Below are 18,379 nucleotides of genomic sequence, written 5' to 3' on the forward strand. Positions count from 1 at the left end.
CGGTGACCGCCGGCCGCCGCCGGTTCGGCGAGCAGAACCCATGTCTCGATCAATGAGTCAGGGCCGTTGAGCCGCGCCGCGGCGGCGCTCATGATGACCGCTGCGCGCGCTCAACCACTCCTGCGGCATGTATCGAGGTGGATACTGTGCTCGGACACAACCGGACCGGCAGTGTGGCCCCCGGATCGTCACCGGTGTCCCCGGTGGACGGGAACGCCGTGCTGCGCAAGGTCACGCGGCACTTCCTCCCGCTGATCGGTCTGTGCTACATCGTGCTGTACCTGGACCGGCTCAACATCGGCGTCGCCGCGCTGACGATGAACAGCGAGCTCGGCATTTCCGCGACCGCGTACGGGTTCGCGGCCGGGGTCTACTTCTGGAGCTACACGCTCCTGGAACCGCCCAGCAACTGGGTGCTGTCCAAGGTGGGCGCTCGCAAGTGGATCTCCCGCATCATGGTCACCTGGGGACTGGTCACCATCGGCACCGGGTTCGTGCAGGGCGAGACCAGCCTGACGATCATGCGCGTGCTGCTCGGCGTCGCCGAGGCGGGCTTCTCCCCGGGCATGCTGTACTTCGTCTCCCGCTGGTACCCCAACGCCCGTCGCGGTGCGGCGATGTCGTGGATCGTCACGTTCATCTGCATCTCCGGACTGGGCACCCCGCTGATGACCCACCTGCTGGGCCTGCACGGCTTCCTCGGCCTGTCCGGCTGGCGGTGGATCTTCATCCTGACCGGGATCCCCGCCGTGGCACTGGCGTTCGTGTGCCTGAAGCGGCTGCGGGACACCCCCGCCGAGGCCGGGTTCCTGTCCGCCCCGGAGCGCGACTGGCTGACGAAGGTGCTCGCGGACGAGGCGAAGGGCGCGGTCGGGCACGGGCCGGGCGCGTTCCGCCGTGGCCTCGCCGAGCCGCGCGTGCTGTTGCTGGTGGTGGTGTTCGTGTGCGTGACGTTCAGCCTCAACGGCTACCAGCTGTGGATCGCGCAGATGCTCAAGAGCTTCGGCCTCGGCACGCACGCCGTGGGCTGGGTCGCCGCGCTGCCGCCGCTGCTGGCGATCGGCCCGATGCTGTGGTGGATGCGGCACTCCGACCGGACGCGGGACCGGGGACTGCACTTCTGCGCCGCCGCGCTCGTGGCCGCCGCCGGGTTCACCATCGCCGCGCTGTCGCTCGGCACGCCCGCCGTCGCCATCGCCGGGTTCTGCGTCGCCGGCATCGGCCTCTACACGGCGATGGGCGTCTTCATCACCATCCCGGCGAGCTTCCTCACCGGCGCCGCGCTCGCGGCCGGCTTCGGCGTGATCAACGGCCTCGGCAACCTCGGCGGTTACTTCGGACCGCAGGTCGCCGGGCTGCTCAAGGACGCCACCGGCGGCTACGGCCTCGCGATCGGCTCGTTCGGCGCGGCGATGGCGGTGGCCGCGCTGGTCATCCTCGGCCTCAAGCGGCTGAACAACCGGGCGGTTTCCCGGTGAGCGGCGCGTTCGGCCCGATCCGCCAGAACGGCTACGTCGTGCGGGACCTGCGGCGGGCGGTGCGGCACTGGACCGAGGTGATCGGCGTCGGCCCGTTCTTCGTCATCGACGACCAGCCGCTCAACGGGTTCCGCTTCCGCGGCGAGCCCAGCGAAGCCCGGATCCGCGTCGCGCTCGCCCAGAGCGGCGGCATCCAGATCGAGCTGATCGAGCCGCTGAACGACGCGCCGTCGGCCTTCGGCGAGTTCCTGTGCGCGGGACGGGAAGGCTTGCAGCACGTCGCGTTCTGGACCGACGAGTTCGATGCGGCGATGCGGGAGGCGGCCGGTCGTGGCCTCACCGTCCTGCAGGAGGGCTGTTCCGGCAGCGGGGCGCCGGACGAGCGGTTCGTGTACTTCACCGCCGAGCATCACCCGGGCACGATGATCGAGCTGTCCGAGACCCGCGGCGCCAAGGGCCGGTTGTTCCGCGCGATCGCGGCGGCGGCCGAGGGCTGGGACGGCGCCGAACCGGTGCGCGACATGCGCTCGCTGCTGGACGGGGCGTCGTGAGCCGGTCCGCTGTGGTCACCGGCGGAGCCTCGGGCATCGGCCTGGCGACGGTTCACCGGCTGCACCGCGACGGCTGGCACGTCGTGGCCGCCGACCGCGATGCCGAGGCGCTCGCGGAACTGCCCGCGGACGACCGGATCGTGCCGGTCACCGCGGACGTCACCGACGAGGAGCAGGCCGGCCGGGTCGTCGCCGTCGCCGACGAACTCGGTGACGGTCTCGGCGCCGTCGTCACCTGCGCCGGTGTCGTCCGCAACGCCGCCGCGACCGAGACGTCCGTGGCCGATTTCCGGCTGTCGCTGGAGGTCAACCTGACCGGCACGTTCCTCGTCTGCCGCGCCGCGGCCCGGCGGATGCTGCGCCGCGGCGACGGCGGTTCCCTGGTCACCATCTCCTCGGTGTCGGGCCTGCGCGGCGGCGAACAGCGAGCCGCCTACGCCGCGTCGAAGGCCGGGGTGACCGCGCTGACCCAGGTGCTGGCCGCCGAACTCGGCCCCGCAGGCATCCGCGTGAACTGCGTGGCGCCGGGCGCGACTGACACCCCGCTGGTGAAGGTGGCGCAACCCCCGGCCGTCCGCGACGCGGTGCTGGCCGCGATCCCGCTCGGCCGCTACGCGCGGGCCGAGGAGATCGCGGCGGTGATCGCGTTCCTCGCCGGCGGCGAATCGGCGTTCGTCACCGGCCAGACCTGGTGCGTGGACGGCGGGCAGACGGCCGGCCCCGGTTGGCGAACGAGAGAGGATTCATGACACCGCTGGTGATCGGGGTCAACCCGAACGAGAACATGATGCGGGAGGACAACCCGCACGTCCCGTGGACACCCGGGGAGATCGCTCGTGACGTCGCGGCCTGCGCCTCGGCCGGGGCGACGGTCGTGCACTACCACGCGCGGACCGGCGACGGGGCGCCCGACCACAGCGCTGGGCGCTACGCCGAGACGAACCGGCTGATCCGTCAGCGGTGCGACATCCTGCTCGCCCCGTCGCTGGCCAACGGCCCGGGTTTCCCGCTGGAGAGCAGGCTGGCGCCGGTCACGGCCGTGGACCCGTTGGCGCGCCCGGACTTCCTGACCATGGACATGGGCTGCGCGATCATGGACCTGTGGGACCCGGCGCACGTCCGGTTCCGCACCGAGGACAAGGTCTTCGTCAACGACACCGCGACCCACCGCGCATTGTTCGCCTGCGCCCGCCGGTACGGCCTGACGCCGTGGCTGGCATCGTTCACCGTCGGCTGGACCCGGACAATCGCCGCGCACCTGGCCGCCGGCGAAGTGCCCGGGCCCGCGGTGGTGCAGTTCGTGCTCGGCGGGCCGGAGTTCCTCCCCGCGCACCCCGCGACTCTCGCCGGCCTGCGCGCGCACCTGGAGTTCCTGCCGCGGCACGACGACCTGGCCTGGATCGTGTCCGCGCACCGTGCCGACGTCCTCGAACTGGCCGAGGAGATCGTGCGGCTCGGCGGGCACATCGCGGTTGGCGTCGGGGACCACCCGCACACCGCCCGCGGCTGTCCGACCAACGCCGAGCTCGTCGAACACGTCGCCGCCGTCGCCCGCAAGGCCGGACGCGCGATCGCGACTCCCGACAACGCCCGGCGGATCCTCGGCGTCCGAACCCCGGAAAGGAGCTGGTTCCATGCGCGTGGTCGATGACCACAGTGGACTGGTGAGCACTGTCCTGCGGCACGGCGGGCTGTCGGTGGCGGTGATGGACTCCATCGCCTTCGCCACCGGCGAGCATGCCGGGCAGGCCATCGTTACCGGATCCCACGGCGGCGCCAGCGCGGGCGAGTACGCGCGCCGGTGCGGCGTGGCCGCCGTGGCCTGCAACGACGCCGGGATCGGCAAGGACCAGGCCGGGGTGGCGGGCCTGGCGGCGCTGGACGGCGTCGTCGGCGTCGCCGTCGGCCACGACACCGCCCGGATCGGGGACGGGCACGACACCTGGGCCAACGGGATCATCAGCTACGTCAACGAGTCCGCGCGCGAGGCGGGCATCCGGGTCGGGGAACCGCTGTCCGCGGCGTTCACCAGGCTGGCGGCGGGGGGTGTGCCGTGCTGAGGACGACGGTGGCCGAGCGCGGGGACCGCCGCGTGGTCCTGCTCGACAGCATGTCCCAGGCCGAGCACGCCGACCGCGGCCAGATCATCGTGGCGGCGTCCAACGGCGGGGCCGAGTCGGGGCGGATCGCCGTGCTGAGCGGGTGCGCGTGCGCGGTGTTCAACGACGCCGGGCGCGGCAAGGACGACGCCGGCATCGCGGGTCTCGCGGTCATGGACGAGGCGGGCGTGCCGGGCGCGGCGGTCGGCCACCTGACCGCGCGCATCAGCGACGGCAAGGACATGTGGGACAACGGGGTGCTGACGCACGTCAACGAAGCCGGGCGCCGGGCGGGTCTCCGCGTCGGCGAGCCGGTGCGGACCGCGATCACCCGCCTGCTCGAGGAGGTGGCGGCGTGCCCGGACGTCCGGTGATCGTCACCGTCGCCCCGACGGGCGGGATGCTGACGCCCGCGCAGCACCCGCACGTGCCGACCCAGCCCGGGCAGATCGCCGAGGACGTGGCGCGGTGTGCCGCGGCAGGTGCGAGCGTGGCGGCGCTGCACGCGCGCCGCCCCGACCACGCGGCCACCTGCGACCCCGCCGTCTATCGGGAGATCAACGAGCTGGTGCGGCGCCGCTGCGACGTCGTCGTCAACAACTCGACCGGCGGCGGGCTCAACGGCGACATGGTGCGCGACACCGGCTACGGCCCCGTCGTCGACCACGCGCAGCGGCTCGCCGGTGCCGGCGCCGGGGCGGACACGTGCACGCTCGACACCATCACCGCGTACGTGAGCGGCCCGGACGGCGAGACCCTGATGAGCACGCCGCGCTGGTTCGCCCGCCGGCTGGCGGCGGCGTTCCGGGAGGCCGGGGCCAAACCCGAGTGGGAGGTGTTCAACCCCGCGCACCTGCTGGTGGACATGCCCGAGCTGATCGAGTTCGACCGGCCACCGTACGTGGTGAACTTCGTGCTCAACCAGCACGGGACGTTCCAGAACGCGCTGCCGTACACGCCCGCGGTCCTGCGTGGCCTTGTCGACCTGCTGCCGGCGGGCGCGGTGTTCACCGCGACCGTGTGCGGGCCGGATCCGCTGCCCGGCCTGGTGCAGGCGCTCGAACTCGGCGGGCACGTGCGCGTCGGCATCGAGGACAGCCCGTTCGACGCCGACGGCAGGCCGATGACCAACCTGGAGCAGGTGGAGCGCGTGGTCGAGGTCATCCGGGACCACGGGTGCGAGCCCGCCACGCCGGAGCAGGCCCGCGCGCTCCTCGGGCTGAAGGAGGCGGCATGAGTGCGCCGGTCGCGGTGGTCACGGGGGCGGGCAGCGGCCTGGGGCGGGTGATCGCCAGGGCGCTGATCGCCGACGGTTACCGGGTCGCGCTGGCCGGACGGCGGGCTCGCGCGCTGGCGGAAACCGCCCCGGAGGGTCTCGCCGTGCCCACCGACGTGTCCGACCCGGACTCCGTCGCGGAGTTGTTCGACCGGGTCACGGCCGCGTGGGGGAGGGTCGACCTGCTGGTCAACAACGCGGGCGTGTTCGGCCCGGCGGGCGCGCCCGACGAGATCCCCGTCGGCGAGTGGCGTTCGTGCGTGGACACCAACCTCACCGGCGCGTTCCTCTGCGCCAGGGCGGCCTTCGGCGTCATGCGCCGCCAGGAGCCGCGCGGCGGCCGGATCATCAACAACGGTTCGGTCTCCGCGCACAGCCCCCGTCCCGGCAGCATCGCCTACACGGCGACGAAGCACGCCATGACGGGGCTGACGAAGTCGCTGTCGCTGGACGGCAGGCCGTACCGGATCGCGTGCGGACAGATCGACATCGGCAACGCGGCGACCGAGATGACCGCGGGCATCGCGGCCGGCACCTGCCAGGCGGACGGAACGCTGCGCCCGGAACCGACGTTCGACGCCGCCCACGTCGCTGACGCCGTCCGCTACATGGCCGGGCTCCCGCTCGAGGCGAACGTCCAGTTCCTCACACTGACGGCGACGACGATGCCCTTCCTCGGCCGCGGTTAGCTGGGGAGGTCGTTGCCGGTGCGCGCTGGGTTCGTCAAGGCGAGCCTCCGTCAATGGCGACCCTCGCGGCCGTGGTCAGCGGCGCGGAGCCAGCACGGGGCGCACCACCGATTCGGCCATCTCGAGTTCTCATGTGATGGCCAGCGCGGTGGTGCGCACCGCGGCGTCCATGCGGGAGAGGTTGATTCGCCCGGCGAGCGCGGAGGTCGACCGTGCGGGTTGTGGTCAGTGGCGCGGGGCCAGCACGGGCGCACCACGGACTCGGCCATCTCGAGTTCTCGTGTGATGGCCAGTGGGTGGTGCGCACGGCGGCGTCCACGCGGGAGGGTTGGTGCGTCCGGCCATCCCGGAGATCGACAGCGCGGCCAGCACCGTGCAGTCAGGGCCGTGGTCAGCGGCGTTGCGCCAGCACGGGAGAGGTTGACCCGCCCGGCGAGCGCGGAGATCGACCGCGCGGCGAGTGGCGGTGCCGTGTGGGCCGCGGTTAGCGGCGTGGCGCCAGCACGGGGCGCACCACCGATTCGGCCATCTCGAGCTCCCGCGTGACGGCCAGCGCGGTGGTGCGCACCGCGGCGTCCACGCGGGACAGGTTGATCCGCCCGGCCATCCCGGAGATCGACAGCGCGGCCAGCACCGTGCCGTCCGGGCCGAACACCGGCGACGCCACGCCCGTCACGTCGCGGAAGGACTCCTGCCGGTCGAAGGCCACCCGCGCGCGGCGGACCCGCTCCAGCTCTGCGCGTAGGGCGTCCGGGTCGGTGATCGTTCGCGGGGTCAGCCGTTTCAGTGGCTTGGCCAGCGTGCGATCGACGTGGGCGGACGGCCCGAACGCGAGCATCACCTTGCCCGAACAGCTCGCGTGCGCGGGCCAGCGGCCGCCCGTGCGCAGCGGGAGCCGGGGCGCGCGTTCGCCCCGCAGGATCTCCACGTGCACGACCTCGCCGTCCTGCTCGACCGCCAGGCCGACGTTGTGTCCGGTCGCTTCGTGCAGGACGGCCATGTGCTTGCGCGCCGCCTCGTGCAGGCTGCGCGGCTGCGGCACCAGTTGCCCCAGCTCGAACAGCAGCAGCCCCGGACGGAAGGCCGTGCCCACCCGCTCCAGCAGCCCGACCCGCACCAGCTCGCGCAGCATCCGGTGCGCCGTGGCCCTGGGCAACCCGGTCGACCGCGCGACCGCCGCCGCGCTCACCGGCAGCTCCGCGCCACGGAACTGCTTGAGGATCAGCGAGGCCCGCCCGAGAGCGGTGATCTCGCCGTCGTCCCGATGCGCCGGACACATGGGGTCATGGTGCCCCATCGGTGGCGCCACCCGGGAGCACCTGTCCCGTTGACCGAGACACGGCGATCAGCCGGGCAGGCGGCCGCCGCACTCGCGGACCAGCGTCGCCATGATCTCGCGGTCCGCGGGGGAGACGTGGTCGGCGTAGTAGGCGTACAGGGTCTCCCGCGCGAGGCGGGACGCCAGCAGGCCGTCGCGGTCGGAAATGGCCGCGAACACCGCCCGGTGGTGGCGGATGGACTGCAGCATGAGCGCCGTCTGGTCGTCGGCGTCCAGGATCGACTGCTGGATCAGCTTGAGGATCGCCTCGCGGGTCACATCGCCGTAGACCTGCACCAGCCGGTTGCCGCCGGCTTCGGCGATGAGCTCGTGGAACTCCAGGTCGGCCTGGCTGAACTCGGCGTAACCACGGCTCATGCAGGCCCGCATCCGCGCCATGTTCCGCTCCAGCGCGAGCAGTTGCTCGTCGGTGCGGCGGGCGGCCGCGAGCAGGTTCGCGGAGGCGTCGGCGATCATCCGGAACTGGACGAGCTCGGCGAGCCCCAGCGCGCCGCCCGAGGTGAGCATCGCGATCGACCGGCGCACCGGTTCGACCGACAGCGGCAGGATCAACGGCCCGCGCGGATCCCGCGGCTGGGACTTGACCAGGTCCATGTTCTCCAGCACGCGCAGCGCTTCCCGCACCGAGGCGCGGCCGATCCCGAACTGCTCGACCAGCTCCCGCTCGCTCGGCAGGCGATCACCCGGCTTGAGCTCGCCGGAGGCGATCGCGTTCTGCACGTAGTCGACGACGCGCTGGAAGAGCCGCCCGTTGGTCGCGCTGGTCTGGCTGGTCACCCTCACCCCTCCCGGCCGGTGCGCTGCGGATTCCCCGAGGATACCGGCCGGGAGGTGGGACCGTGCCCGGTCAGCGGGGCAGCAGGCCGGCCGTCACCGGGGGGCGAGCCGGGCCAGGCCGGTCATCAGGGAGCGCTCCGGGTCGCCGATCTTCGCCGGGTCCACGTCGGTGACCCGGTCGGCGATGCGGCGCCCGATCTTGGCGGTGTCGCCGCCCATGCCGGGCCCGGCCAGCGCGGGCAGTTCGGCCAGCACGGACGCCGCGGCGGCCTCCAGCGCCAGCGCGCCGTCGCGCTCGCCGAGACCGGCCAGGCACAGCGCCGCCGACAACGCGGCCGCGGCCGGGTTGGCCCAGCCCTTGCCCGCGATGTCCGGCGCCGAGCCGTGCACCGGCTCGTACATGCTCGGCGCGGTGCCACGCGGGTTGTGGTTGGCGCTGGCGGCGAGCCCGAGCCCGCCCTGGACGGTGGCGCCGAGGTCGCTGAGGATGTCGCCGAACAGGTTGTCGGTGACCACGACGTCGAACCGGCCGGGATCCAGCGGCAGGTGCAGGCACATCGCGTCGGCGTGGACGTAGTCGTGCTCGACGTCCGGGTACCGGGTGGCGACCTCGTCGACGACGTCCTGCCACAGTTGCCCGGCGTGCACCAGGATGTTCTTCTTGTGGCACAACGTCAGCCGCTTGCGCCGCGCGGAGGCGAGCCGGAACGCGAACTCCACCGTCTCGGTCGTGGCCGGGACCGTGGTGATCGAGTTCTGGATCGCCACCGCGTTCGGCGTCCCCGGGTGGGAGATCGAGCCGCCGCCGGTGTAGAGGCCCTCGGTGTTCTCCCGGATGATCACCAGATCGCAGTTGTCCGGCGAGACACCGGCGACCGGGCTCTCGACGCCCGGGTAGAGGCGCACCGGCCGGATGTTGACCGACTGGGCGAACGCGACCCGCAACCCGACGATCAGTCCGCGTTCGAGGACGCCCGGTGTGACGCGGGGGTCGCCGACCGCGCCGAGCAGGACGGCGTCGTGGCGGCGCAGCGCCTCGATCGACGCCTCGTCGAGCGCGACGCCGGAGCGCAGGTAGGCCTCGGCGCCGAGGTCGAACTCGGTGGTCTCGATCGCGAAGCCGTACCGGTCGGCGGCGGCCCGGACACCGGCGAGCGCGGCCGCGGTCACGTCGGGGCCGATGCCGTCGCCGCCGATGACGGCCAGGTGGTGGGTGCGCATGTGCTGCGGTTTCTCCTTGACTTGGGGGATCAGTCGTGCAGGGCGAAGTCGCGCCAGGTCTTGCCGCCGGCCGGCTCCACGTCCACCCACAGCGCCGTCACGCAGTGCGGGCAGACGTAGGCGACGGCGGCGAGGTCGCCGTGGACCTCGACCCGGGCGCCCAGGTCGTCGGCGCCGAGCCCGACCCGGCCCGCGATGGACTCCCAGCCGCCGGTGAGGTCGCCGAGCACCTGTCCGCAGTGGCGGCACGACCCGATGAGCCCGTCGACGGTCCGGTGCGTCACGAGCGCCGCGCCCCAGATCCCGGTCGGCTCGCCCGGTTCGGCCACCGGTTCGGTGCGCGGTGCGGCCATCCGGCTGCGACGGGATTCCCGGATGCGGTCCCGCAGCGCGTCGGTGGCCGCCTGGTCGACCTGGCCGTCCCGCAGCTCCACCCCGTAGAGGCGGGCGGCGGATTCGAGGGTCACCGCGCCGGATTCCACGTCGGCCGCCACCTTGGCCGGGTCGCGCAGCAACGGATCGCCGTAGCCGCCGCCGTTCTGCACGGTGCACTCGAAGACGTCGCCGAACGCGATCCGGGCGGCCGGCGCGACCCCGGGCAGCACCTGGTGGTCGCCGTCGAGGTCGGTCAGCGCCACCACCGGCGCACCGGTGCCGAGGCGGTCCAGCGCGCCCGCGCCGGTCACCCGCTCGAAGCGCGCGCAGGACCCGGGCAGCCCGCCGAAGAGGCCGGTCCGGTTCGGCAGCGCGACGCCGTGCGTGCCGAGCACGCCGGTGACCTCCTGCGTGTCGATCGGGGTCAGCGCGAACTGGATCCCGTTGCCGCCGCGGAAGGTCCCGGCGCCACCGGAGTCGGGCACCATGCGGCGCCACAGGTACAGCAGCGGGTGGCGCATCTCCTGCTGCTCCACGTCGGTGGCGCCGCCGGAGAGGATGACCATCGCGCCACCGGCGTCCACCCCGTCGCGGAACGAGAACGCCGGGCCGCCCCACAGCAGCGAGTCCATGTACATCGAGGCGAACGGCTCGCCGTGCTGGTCGACGCCGCCGAACTGGTTGAGCTGCCACGACCCGTCGGACGGGCCGAACGCGTAGCCCTCGTACTTGTCCGAGAACGACAGCATCTTCGCGATCGCGCCACCGGCGGAGCAGGTCGCGGTCCAGTTCGCGCCCGCCGCGCCGCCGGAGACCGGCATCGGTTCGACCGCGGTGACGCACAACCCGTCCGGCGCGGTGACCTCGACCGGCCGCATCAGGCCGTGGTTCCACGGGATGTCGGACCCGAAGGTGATCAGCATCAGGGTCGCGACCGCGCCGAGCAGGCCGCCCCGGGTCGTCATGCCGTAGGCGGGCGACTGCGGGCTCGCGGCGGAGAAGTCGAACACCAGCCGGTCGCCGGTCTTCTCCAGGCGGCACGGCACCTGCAGCAACTCGATGCCGTCGTCGCCGTCTGGCCGGTCCAAATAGGACGTATGCTCGTACACGCCGTCCGGCAGCTCACGGAGCAGGGCCCGCAGGTCGGCTTCGGAGTTGTCGAGGGTCTTCTCCATGGTCGCGCGGACGGCGTCCGCGCCGTAGCGGTCGCACAGCTCGTGAAAGCGCTGCTCGGCCACGCGCAACCCGGCCAGGAAGGCGCGGAAGTCGTTGGCGACGGTGTCGTGCATGCGGGAGTTGAGGACGATGGTGTCCCACAGCTCCTGGTTCAGCACGTCCTTGCGCACGATCCGGCCCGGCGGAATGCGGATGCCCTCCTGGAACACGTCGGTGGCGGTGGTGCACCAGCTGCCGGGGTCCATGCCGCCGAGGTCGACCTGGTGGGCCATGCAGCCCAGCCACGCCACGATCTCGCCGTCGCGGAACACCGGCTTGCAGAACTGCACGTCGTTCTGGTGCATCGCGGCCAGGTAGGGGTCGTTGATGATGAAGACGTCCCCGGGCTCGATGTCGTCGTAGCGGTCCAGGAACACCTCGATCGCCATCGCCCCGGTGTAGATGGGGGTGAGCAGGTAGGTGCCGATGATCGCCATCTCACCCGCGGCGGTGTAGATGCCGAAGTTGTAGTCGGTGGCGTGCACGACGGGGGAGCCGGACACGTGCTCGACGGTGGTCCCGCCCTCGGAGTTGATGGACCAGAGCTTGTGCCGGATGACCTCGTAGGTGACCGGGTCGACGGTGGTGGTCATGCGTTGTTCTCCTTCCCGGTCAGCGGTTCTGGATGATGATGTCGCCGAAGCGGTCGACCTCGGCGTCCTGCCCTGGCCCGATCACCACGGTGGTGTCGCGGAGTTCGACGATGGAGAGGCCCTCGATCCGCAGCCCGTCGCGCAGGTGCTCGGCGCGGTAGACCGCGGCCTCGCGCCACTGGCCACCGGAGAACACGCGGCGCGTCCCCGGTTCGGTGCTCGCCGCCTTGCCGAGGGCACCGGTGTCGAACTCGGCGCGCGGGACGGGACTGGTGGCGACCACCCGGAACGTGGTGATCTCCACCCCGCCTTCCAGGAACGCGGCGCCCTTGCCGAAGCGGCCCTCGTAGATCTCGACGAACCGCTCCACCATCGCGTTGACGTCGGACGGGGTGATCCGGTCGGCCTCGACCGGCACGGTGAGCACGTGGATCTGCGCGCGGAATCGGATCTCCACGAACTTCGCGAACGTGATCGAGTCGTCGGCCGCGCCCGCGGCGACCAGGTCGCGCCGGGCGCGGGCGGCCAGCTCGTCGAACGTGGCGTTGAGCTCGTCCGGCGCCAGCGCGGTGGCGTGGTCGGTGGTGCCCGGCGGGGTCTGCAGCGGCTTGGACAGCTCCTCGACCATGGTCAGGTCGGAGCAGCCGATGCCGAAGGCGGAGTGCACGGACGCGGTGAGGGGCACGACGATCTGCGGGCAGCCGAGCTCGGCGCCGTAGGAGAAGGCGTGCAGGGGACCGGCGCCGCCGTAGGCGAAGACGGCGAAGTCGGCCGGGTCGTAACCCTGCTCGACGGTGACCTGGCGGACCAGGTCGGCCATCCGGGCGTCCACAATGGTCTTGATGCCCTCCGCGGCCTGCTCGATGGTCAGTCCCGCCGGCTTGGCCACGTGCTCGTCGATCGCGGCGCGGGCCTTGTCCACGTCCAGGGTGAGCCGCCCGCCGAGGAAGTTGTCCGGGTTCAGGTAGCCCAGCACGAGGTCGGCGTCGGCCACCGTGGGGCGGGTGCCGCCCCGGCCGTAACACGCCGGGCCAGGGCGGGCGCCTGCCGACTCGGGGCCGACCTGCAGGACGCCGTTGCGGACCGAGGCGATCGAGCCCGCCCCTGCGCCGATCGCGCGGACAGCAACCGACGGGAGGGCGAGTTCGTCGCGGCCGATGAGCGTCGTGTTCGACATGACCGGCCGCCCGTCGAGGACCAGCCCGACGTCGAAGCTCGTGCCGCCCATGTCGGTGGTGACGATGTTGCGGTACCCGTTGCGCGCGCCCGCGAACTGCGACGCGACGACCCCGCCGACCGGGCCGGACATGACCGTGGCCGCGGCCCGCTTCTCGACCTCGGCGAAGGTCGCCAGCCCGCCGTTGGACTGCATGAGCAGCGGCCCCGTCTTCAGGCCCGCCTTGGCCAGGGTGTGCTCGAACGAGTCCAGCGAGGTCTTCAGCACCGGGCGCAGGCTCGCGTTGACAGCGGTGGTCAGCGTGCGCTCGTACTCGCCGATGCGGGGCAGGAACTCCGAGGACAGCGTGACCGACGCGCCCGGCGCCACCTCGGCGATGATCTCCGCGACGCGCTTCTCGTGCACGTCGTTGGCGAACGACCACAGCAGCGACACTGCGAAGACCTCGGCGCCCGCCTCCTGGAGGCGCCGCACCGCGCGGCGGACATCGTCCTCGTCCAGCGGGCAGACGACGCGGCCCGCGTAGTCGATGCGCTCGGTGACCTCGGCGATGAGGCGGTGCGGCACCGCGGCAGGCTGCTTGACCAGCGTGCGGAAGCGCTTGATGTCGTCTTCCTCCAGGCCGGTGGCCTTGAAGCCGCGCATGATGGTCAGCGTGTCGCCGAACCCGCGGGTCTGGATGAGCCCGACCCTGCGGCTGCGGCCCTCCAGCATGGCGTTGGTGGCGACCGTGGTGCCGTGGGCGAACACCTCGACGTCGGCCAGCAGCCGTTCCAGCGGGACACCGCGCTCGTCGGCCGCGAGCACGAGGGTGTCGAGCACGCCCTGCGCCGGGTTGTCGGGCACCGTCGAGGACTTGTAGCGGCCCACGGCGCCGGACGAGTCGATCACGACGGTGTCGGTGAAGGTGCCTCCGATGTCGGAGGCCACGTAGTAGCTGGGCATCCCGGCGTTTCACTCCTTTGTGCGCTGACGGGGACCGTCGGGGTCAGGACGCGTCCTCGGCCGCCGATGTCTTCTTCTGCTTGAGTTCGCTGATCGTGGCTTCGATGTGGGCCCGCGCGAGCCGCTCGGCCGCCTGGCCGTCGCCTGCCTCGATGGCGTCGGCGATGGCGGTGTGCTCGGCGATCGCGCGGATCGCGCTCTCCGGCCGCACCAGCGCGACCGGCGCGAACACCTGTGCGGTCATCCGCAGGATCGGCAGCTGCCCGATCACGAAGTCGTTGCCGGACAGGTGGATGACGTGCTCGTGAAAGTCCACATTGGAGTCGGTGTAGTCGCGCGGCGTCCACGGGTCCACGGCCGCCCGCTGTACCTCGATGGCCCGGCGGAGCTGGCGGATCAGGCCACCGCCCCGGTTGTTCTCCGCGGCCAGCCGGGCGGCGAGACCGTCCACCACCGCGCGCAGCTGGTAGGCGTCCAGCAGCGTGTCCAGATCGCCGGTGATGACCTGGGCGCCTTGCCCGGCGGTGACCTTGACCAGGCCCTCCTGCTCCAGGACCCGCAGCGCCTCGCGCAGCGGGGTGCGGCTGACACCCAGTTCGGCGGACAGGTGTTCCTGCCGCAGCCACGACCCGGTCGGGTAGCGGTGGGTGTAGATCCGCTCCCGGATGATCGCGGCCGTTTCGTCCACGAGCGGGATGCGCGACGGCGCTCCCGCCCGGTCCTCTCGTCTGGCCAACGCTCGCCGACCTTCCTTGCTCGACGGCTGGATACAGCGTCGCCAGACTGGCCCACGCACACCGGCTCGTCAACCCCGAGTCCCGCACATTCACCCGATCCACCTGAAAGGCAGCAGCTCAGAGCCCCTTTTTCCGCAGCAACTTGACTCGCCGACCGGCGCTGGTTCATGCTCGTTGGCATCACGAGCTGGTCCGACCAGCAGTCGATCGCCGGTGTTGCCGACCTGGCTGGCAAGACCTGGGACGACGACGTCCAGAGGAGAATTTCCGATGAGTTCGCATGCGGGCTTCGCGCTGCCCGAGTTCCCGTCCGGACTGCCGGTCGGCCCCGGGTGGGTCACCGGCGCCGGATCCGCGCCGGTGGTGTTCCCCTACGACGGATCGGTGGTCGCGCACGCGCCGGTCGGATCGGTCGGCGACGCGCGCGCCGCCCTCGACGCGGGGGCGGCCGTGGTGAAACCGGCCGGCAGGCTCACCTCGGCGGTCCGCCGCGCGATCCTGCTCGACGTGGAGGCCGCGCTCCGGGCGCGCGAGGCGGAGCTCGTCGACCTGCTCATCGCCGAGACCGGCAAGACCCGCGGCGACTGCGAGGTGGAGTTCGCCCGCACGGTGTTCACCTGGTCGGCCGCGGCCGAAGAAGTCGCCCGCATCCACGGCGAAACCGTGCCGCTGGACCTGCAGCCCTCCGGCGCGGGGATGATCGGGTTCTGGACCCGCCGCCCGATCGGGCTCGTCGTCGGGATCGCCGGGTTCAACGGCCCGCTCCTGCTGGCCAGCCACAAGATCGCGCCGGCCATCGCCGCGGGCTGCCCGGTGATCTGCAAGCCCGCCCCCGCCACACCGCTGACCGCGCTGTGGCTGGCGGACCAGGTCCGGCAGGCCGCCGCCCGGCACGGCGCGCCACCGGAGATCGTGCAGGTCATCACCGGCGACGCCGAAGTCGGGCACACACTGGTGACCGACCCGCGCGTGGCGGCGGTGTCGTTCACCGGTTCCGCCGCCGTCGGGCACCGGATCGCACGCGACGCCGCGCCGCGGAAGGTCCTGCTGGAACTGGGCTCCAACGCGGCACTGGTCGTCGACACCGACGCCGACCTGGACAAGGCCGCCGACGCCGTGCTGCGCGGCGGCTACTACTTCAACGGCCAGGCCTGCATCGCCGTGCAACGCGTGATCGTGTGCGAACCGGTGCGCGAGGAGTTCGTCGGCAAGCTCACCGCCCGCATGGGCGAGCTGACGGTCGGCGACCCGCGCGACCCGCGGACCCGGGTGGCGCCGTTGATCAACGAAGCGGCGACGCGGCGCACCCTCGACTGGATCGAGCAGGCCGAGCAGGCCGGGGCGAAGATCCTGCACGGCGGCCGGGTGATCGACCGCGCCATCGAGCCGACCCTCCTGCTCGACGTGCCGGAAACCGCCGACGCCTGGTGCGAGGAGATCTTTGCCCCCGTCGTGGCGATCCGGTCCGTGCCCGACCTCGCGGCGGCGCTGGACCTGGTCAACCGGTCCCGCTACGGCCTGCACGCCAGCGTGTTCACCCGTTCGCTCGCCACCGCGTTCGCCGCCGTCGAGGAACTCGAGGTCGGGGGAGTGGTGATCAACGAGGTGCCCGGGTTCCGGAGCGACATCATGCCCTACGGCGGTGTGAAGGACTCCGGCATCGGCCGGGAGGGACCACGCTTCGCGATCGAAGAACTGACCGTCACCCGCATGGCCGTGATCCGGCCGGAATGAGCGAGACCATGACCGACTACACCACGCTGTTCCGGCTCGACGGCAAGCGCGCGCTGCTGATCGGCGCCGGCGGGATCGGCCGCGAGGCGGCGCTCGCGCTCGCCGCGCACGGCGCCGAGGTGATCTGCGCCGACAAGGACCCGCTCACCGCGAAGGCGACCGCGGCCGACACCGGCGGCGAAGCCCTCGAACTCGACATCACCGACGCGGCGGCCGTGCACCGCGCCGCCCGCGAACTCGGGGCCCTCGACGTCGTGGTCCTCACCGCGGCGACGAACGTGCGCAAGCGCATCCTCGACTACGCGCCCGAGGAGTTCGACCGCGTGGTCGCGCTCAACCTGAAAGCGACCTTCACCGTGCTGCAGGCGTTCGGCCGCGGGATGGTGGAGCGCGGCACCGGCAGCATCGTGGTCTTCTCCTCGGTGCGCGGGTTCGTCGTCGAACCCGGCCAGTCGGTTTACGCCGCCACCAAGGCCGGCGCGATCCAGCTCGTCAAGACGGCGGCCGCCGAGTTCGGCGAAGCCGGCGTCCGCGTCAACGCGATCGCCCCCGGCGTGGTGGAAACCCCGCTGACCGACCAGATCAAGAACGACCCCGGCTGGTACCGGGCCTACGCCACCAAAAGTGCGCTGGGCCGCTGGTCGAAGCCCACCGAACTGGCCGGAGCCGTCGTGTTCCTGGCCTCCGACGCGGCAGGCTACGTCACCGGATCGACCGTCATGGTCGACGGTGGCTGGACGGCCGTCGACGGACGTTTCACCCCACCGGCCTGATCCCCAACCCCCCCGGGAGAACCCATGTCCGGCAACACCGGCGTTGCCGACCACGACGAGCTCGCGCGGACCACCCTGCGCAAGGTCACGTGGCGGCTCGGCGTTCTGCTGTTCTTCGTCTACGTCCTCAACTACCTCGACCGCACCAACATCTCCATCGCGAAGCTGAAGATGCAGCCGGACATCGCCTTGAGCGAAACAGCTTTCGGCCTCGGTGCGGGGTTGTTCTTCGTCGGCTACGTGCTGTTCGAAGTGCCCAGCAACATGATCCTCTACCGCGTCGGCGCCCGGTACTGGATCGCGCGCATCATGTTCACCTGGGGCCTGGTGTCGATGGCGATGTTCCTGGTCCGCGACGAGTGGAGCTTCTACGCGCTGCGGTTCCTCCTCGGCGTCGCCGAAGCCGGCCTGGTGCCGGGCGTGATCCTCTACCTCAGCCAGTGGGTGCCCGCGGTGCGGCGGGCGCGGCTGATCAGCGTCTTCTACATCGCCGTGCCGGTGTCGACGGTCATCGGCGCCCCGCTGTCCAGCTGGCTCATGGGGTTCACGCCGTGGGGCCTGACCGGCTGGCAGTTCATGTTCCTGGTCGAAGGTTTCCCGTGCCTGGTCATGGCGTTCGTGGTGGTGCGCTTCCTGACGGACAAGCCCGCGCAGGCGACGTGGCTCAGCGAGCGGCAGCGCGCGTGGCTGATCGCCCAGCTGGACCGGGAGGAGGAGGCCAACTCCGCGGGCGGGCACCGCGCCGGCTCGCTGCGCGCCGCGGTGCGCGACCGGGGCGTGCTCGGCATGTCGTTCGCGTTCTTCGCGATGATCATCCCGCTGTACGCGATGGCGTTCTTCCTTCCGACCATAGTCCGGCAGATGGGATCGTTCAGCACCGCGCAGATCGGCTGGCTCACGGCGATCCCGTACGTGTTCGCCGCGCTCGCGATGTGGCTGCTGGCGCGCAATTCCGACCGCACCGGGGAACGCACCCGCCACTACGTGGTGCCCGCGCTGGCCGGTGTCGCCGGGCTCGTGCTCGGCGCGCTGAGCCTCACCGGGTCCCCGCTGCTGGCGCTGACCGGGTTCACGCTCGCCGCGGTCGGCTGCATCTCCACCCTGCCAGTGTTCTGGGCGCACGCGCCGTACCTGCTCAGCGGCCCGGCGACGGCCACCGGCATCGCGTTCATCACCGCGGTCGGCAACCTCGCGGGGTTCGTCTCGCCGTACATGGTGGCCCTGATCAAGGGTGACGGACCGGGGCAGGGCAACAGCAGCGCGGCGGTGCTGGTGACGGCGGTGTTCCTGACCGGCGCCGCTGTGACGATGGCCGGTGTCGGGCGCCGGATCCGCAGGCGTTCCCGTGCGGCCGCGGGCACCCCCGCCCAAACCCGACCCTGATCCTCGCCACCCCGACC

At 72.1% G+C, this 18,379-nt stretch carries 17 protein-coding genes; 11 read left to right on the plus strand and 6 right to left on the minus strand.

Features of this window, described 5'->3' with window-relative positions:
- Positions 1 to 203: 203 nt before the first annotated feature.
- The 8 genes from ACCP09_RS21285 to ACCP09_RS21320 are packed head-to-tail and all read left to right on the plus strand — an operon-like array spanning position 204 to position 6,093.
- Positions 204 to 1,478, plus strand: coding sequence for an MFS transporter (locus ACCP09_RS21285; RefSeq protein WP_433749378.1), 1,275 nt, complete (start codon positions 204 to 206; stop codon positions 1,476 to 1,478).
- Positions 1,475 to 2,029: a VOC family protein gene (locus tag ACCP09_RS21290; protein ID WP_378365868.1), complete on the plus strand. Its 555-nt coding sequence runs from the start codon at positions 1,475 to 1,477 to the stop codon at positions 2,027 to 2,029. Before ACCP09_RS21285 ends, ACCP09_RS21290 begins: the two co-directional genes overlap by 4 nt.
- On the plus strand, positions 2,026 to 2,778 hold the full coding sequence (locus tag ACCP09_RS21295; RefSeq protein WP_433749382.1) for an SDR family NAD(P)-dependent oxidoreductase: 753 nt from the start codon (positions 2,026 to 2,028) through the stop codon (positions 2,776 to 2,778). Before ACCP09_RS21290 ends, ACCP09_RS21295 begins: the two co-directional genes overlap by 4 nt.
- Positions 2,775 to 3,680, plus strand: a complete 906-nt coding sequence (locus ACCP09_RS21300) for a 3-keto-5-aminohexanoate cleavage protein (protein WP_378365870.1) — start codon at positions 2,775 to 2,777, stop codon at positions 3,678 to 3,680. Before ACCP09_RS21295 ends, ACCP09_RS21300 begins: the two co-directional genes overlap by 4 nt.
- Complete coding sequence (locus ACCP09_RS21305; protein WP_378365871.1) at positions 3,664 to 4,089, plus strand: hypothetical protein; 426 nt, start codon at positions 3,664 to 3,666, stop codon at positions 4,087 to 4,089. The genes ACCP09_RS21300 and ACCP09_RS21305 overlap by 17 nt, the downstream gene beginning before the upstream one ends.
- A complete protein-coding gene (locus ACCP09_RS21310; protein WP_228684786.1) occupies positions 4,083 to 4,502 on the plus strand; it encodes a hypothetical protein in 420 nt (139 codons plus the stop codon). Before ACCP09_RS21305 ends, ACCP09_RS21310 begins: the two co-directional genes overlap by 7 nt.
- Positions 4,484 to 5,365 (plus strand): 3-keto-5-aminohexanoate cleavage protein, encoded by an 882-nt coding sequence (locus ACCP09_RS21315; protein ID WP_378365872.1) that lies wholly within the window; start codon positions 4,484 to 4,486, stop codon positions 5,363 to 5,365. The genes ACCP09_RS21310 and ACCP09_RS21315 overlap by 19 nt, the downstream gene beginning before the upstream one ends.
- The gene (locus tag ACCP09_RS21320) at positions 5,362 to 6,093 is read left to right on the plus strand and encodes an SDR family oxidoreductase (RefSeq protein WP_433749386.1); all 732 of its coding nucleotides are present in this window, start codon (positions 5,362 to 5,364) and stop codon (positions 6,091 to 6,093) included. Before ACCP09_RS21315 ends, ACCP09_RS21320 begins: the two co-directional genes overlap by 4 nt.
- 484 nt (positions 6,094 to 6,577) lie before the next feature.
- Here the strand turns inward: ACCP09_RS21320 and ACCP09_RS21325 are convergent, their stop codons facing one another.
- The 6 genes from ACCP09_RS21325 to ACCP09_RS21350 all read right to left on the minus strand — a co-directional run bounded on the left by ACCP09_RS21325 (position 6,578) and on the right by ACCP09_RS21350 (position 14,471).
- Positions 6,578 to 7,372, minus strand: a complete 795-nt coding sequence (locus tag ACCP09_RS21325; RefSeq protein ID WP_433749389.1) for an IclR family transcriptional regulator — start codon at positions 7,370 to 7,372, stop codon at positions 6,578 to 6,580.
- A gap of 66 nt (positions 7,373 to 7,438) precedes the next feature.
- Positions 7,439 to 8,209, minus strand: a complete 771-nt coding sequence (locus tag ACCP09_RS21330; protein WP_017981664.1) for a FadR/GntR family transcriptional regulator — start codon at positions 8,207 to 8,209, stop codon at positions 7,439 to 7,441.
- 93 nt (positions 8,210 to 8,302) lie between these two features.
- Complete coding sequence (locus ACCP09_RS21335) at positions 8,303 to 9,430, minus strand: 3-isopropylmalate dehydrogenase (protein WP_433749392.1); 1,128 nt, start codon at positions 9,428 to 9,430, stop codon at positions 8,303 to 8,305.
- A gap of 29 nt (positions 9,431 to 9,459) precedes the next feature.
- Positions 9,460 to 11,613, minus strand: coding sequence for a hydantoinase B/oxoprolinase family protein (locus ACCP09_RS21340; protein ID WP_433749395.1), 2,154 nt, complete (start codon positions 11,611 to 11,613; stop codon positions 9,460 to 9,462).
- A 19-nt stretch (positions 11,614 to 11,632) separates the two neighbouring features.
- The gene (locus tag ACCP09_RS21345; RefSeq protein ID WP_433749398.1) at positions 11,633 to 13,735 is read right to left on the minus strand and encodes a hydantoinase/oxoprolinase family protein; all 2,103 of its coding nucleotides are present in this window, start codon (positions 13,733 to 13,735) and stop codon (positions 11,633 to 11,635) included.
- 43 nt (positions 13,736 to 13,778) lie between these two features.
- Positions 13,779 to 14,471 carry a GntR family transcriptional regulator gene (locus tag ACCP09_RS21350; protein ID WP_027931052.1) on the minus strand — a complete coding sequence of 231 codons (693 nt, stop codon included), beginning with the start codon at positions 14,469 to 14,471 and terminating at the stop codon, positions 13,779 to 13,781.
- Between the two features lie 271 nt (positions 14,472 to 14,742).
- Between ACCP09_RS21350 and ACCP09_RS21355 the strand changes: the two genes are divergently transcribed.
- From ACCP09_RS21355 to ACCP09_RS21365, 3 genes are read left to right on the plus strand one after another with little or no spacing between them, the layout of a single operon-like run.
- Positions 14,743 to 16,206: an aldehyde dehydrogenase family protein gene (locus ACCP09_RS21355; RefSeq protein ID WP_433749401.1), complete on the plus strand. Its 1,464-nt coding sequence runs from the start codon at positions 14,743 to 14,745 to the stop codon at positions 16,204 to 16,206.
- Positions 16,203 to 16,979, plus strand: coding sequence for an SDR family NAD(P)-dependent oxidoreductase (locus ACCP09_RS21360; RefSeq protein WP_027931050.1), 777 nt, complete (start codon positions 16,203 to 16,205; stop codon positions 16,977 to 16,979). The genes ACCP09_RS21355 and ACCP09_RS21360 overlap by 4 nt, the downstream gene beginning before the upstream one ends.
- Positions 16,980 to 17,003: 24 nt before the next feature.
- On the plus strand, positions 17,004 to 18,362 hold the full coding sequence (locus tag ACCP09_RS21365; protein ID WP_027931049.1) for an MFS transporter: 1,359 nt from the start codon (positions 17,004 to 17,006) through the stop codon (positions 18,360 to 18,362).
- Positions 18,363 to 18,379 lie beyond the last annotated feature (17 nt).

Origin of the sequence: Amycolatopsis sp. 3B14 (assembly GCF_050958625.1) — a bacterium.
GTDB lineage: Bacteria > Actinomycetota > Actinomycetes > Mycobacteriales > Pseudonocardiaceae > Amycolatopsis_E > Amycolatopsis_E thermoflava.

Bases quoted from the DNA above. Each gene is read 5' to 3' on its own strand.
- ACCP09_RS21300 (WP_378365870.1), top strand. From the start codon at position 2,775: ATGACACCGCTGGTGATCGGGGTCAACCCGAACGAGAACATGATGCGG.
- ACCP09_RS21305 (WP_378365871.1), top strand. From the start codon at position 3,664: ATGCGCGTGGTCGATGACCACAGTGGACTGGTGAGCACTGTCCTGCGG.
- ACCP09_RS21320 (WP_433749386.1), top strand. From the start codon at position 5,362: ATGAGTGCGCCGGTCGCGGTGGTCACGGGGGCGGGCAGCGGCCTGGGG.
- ACCP09_RS21325 (WP_433749389.1), bottom strand. From the start codon at position 7,372: ATGTGTCCGGCGCATCGGGACGACGGCGAGATCACCGCTCTCGGGCGG.
- ACCP09_RS21335 (WP_433749392.1), bottom strand. From the start codon at position 9,430: ATGCGCACCCACCACCTGGCCGTCATCGGCGGCGACGGCATCGGCCCC.
- ACCP09_RS21340 (WP_433749395.1), bottom strand. From the start codon at position 11,613: ATGACCACCACCGTCGACCCGGTCACCTACGAGGTCATCCGGCACAAG.
- ACCP09_RS21345 (WP_433749398.1), bottom strand. From the start codon at position 13,735: ATGCCCAGCTACTACGTGGCCTCCGACATCGGAGGCACCTTCACCGAC.
- ACCP09_RS21355 (WP_433749401.1), top strand. From the start codon at position 14,743: ATGAGTTCGCATGCGGGCTTCGCGCTGCCCGAGTTCCCGTCCGGACTG.
- ACCP09_RS21360 (WP_027931050.1), top strand. From the start codon at position 16,203: ATGAGCGAGACCATGACCGACTACACCACGCTGTTCCGGCTCGACGGC.
- ACCP09_RS21365 (WP_027931049.1), top strand. From the start codon at position 17,004: ATGTCCGGCAACACCGGCGTTGCCGACCACGACGAGCTCGCGCGGACC.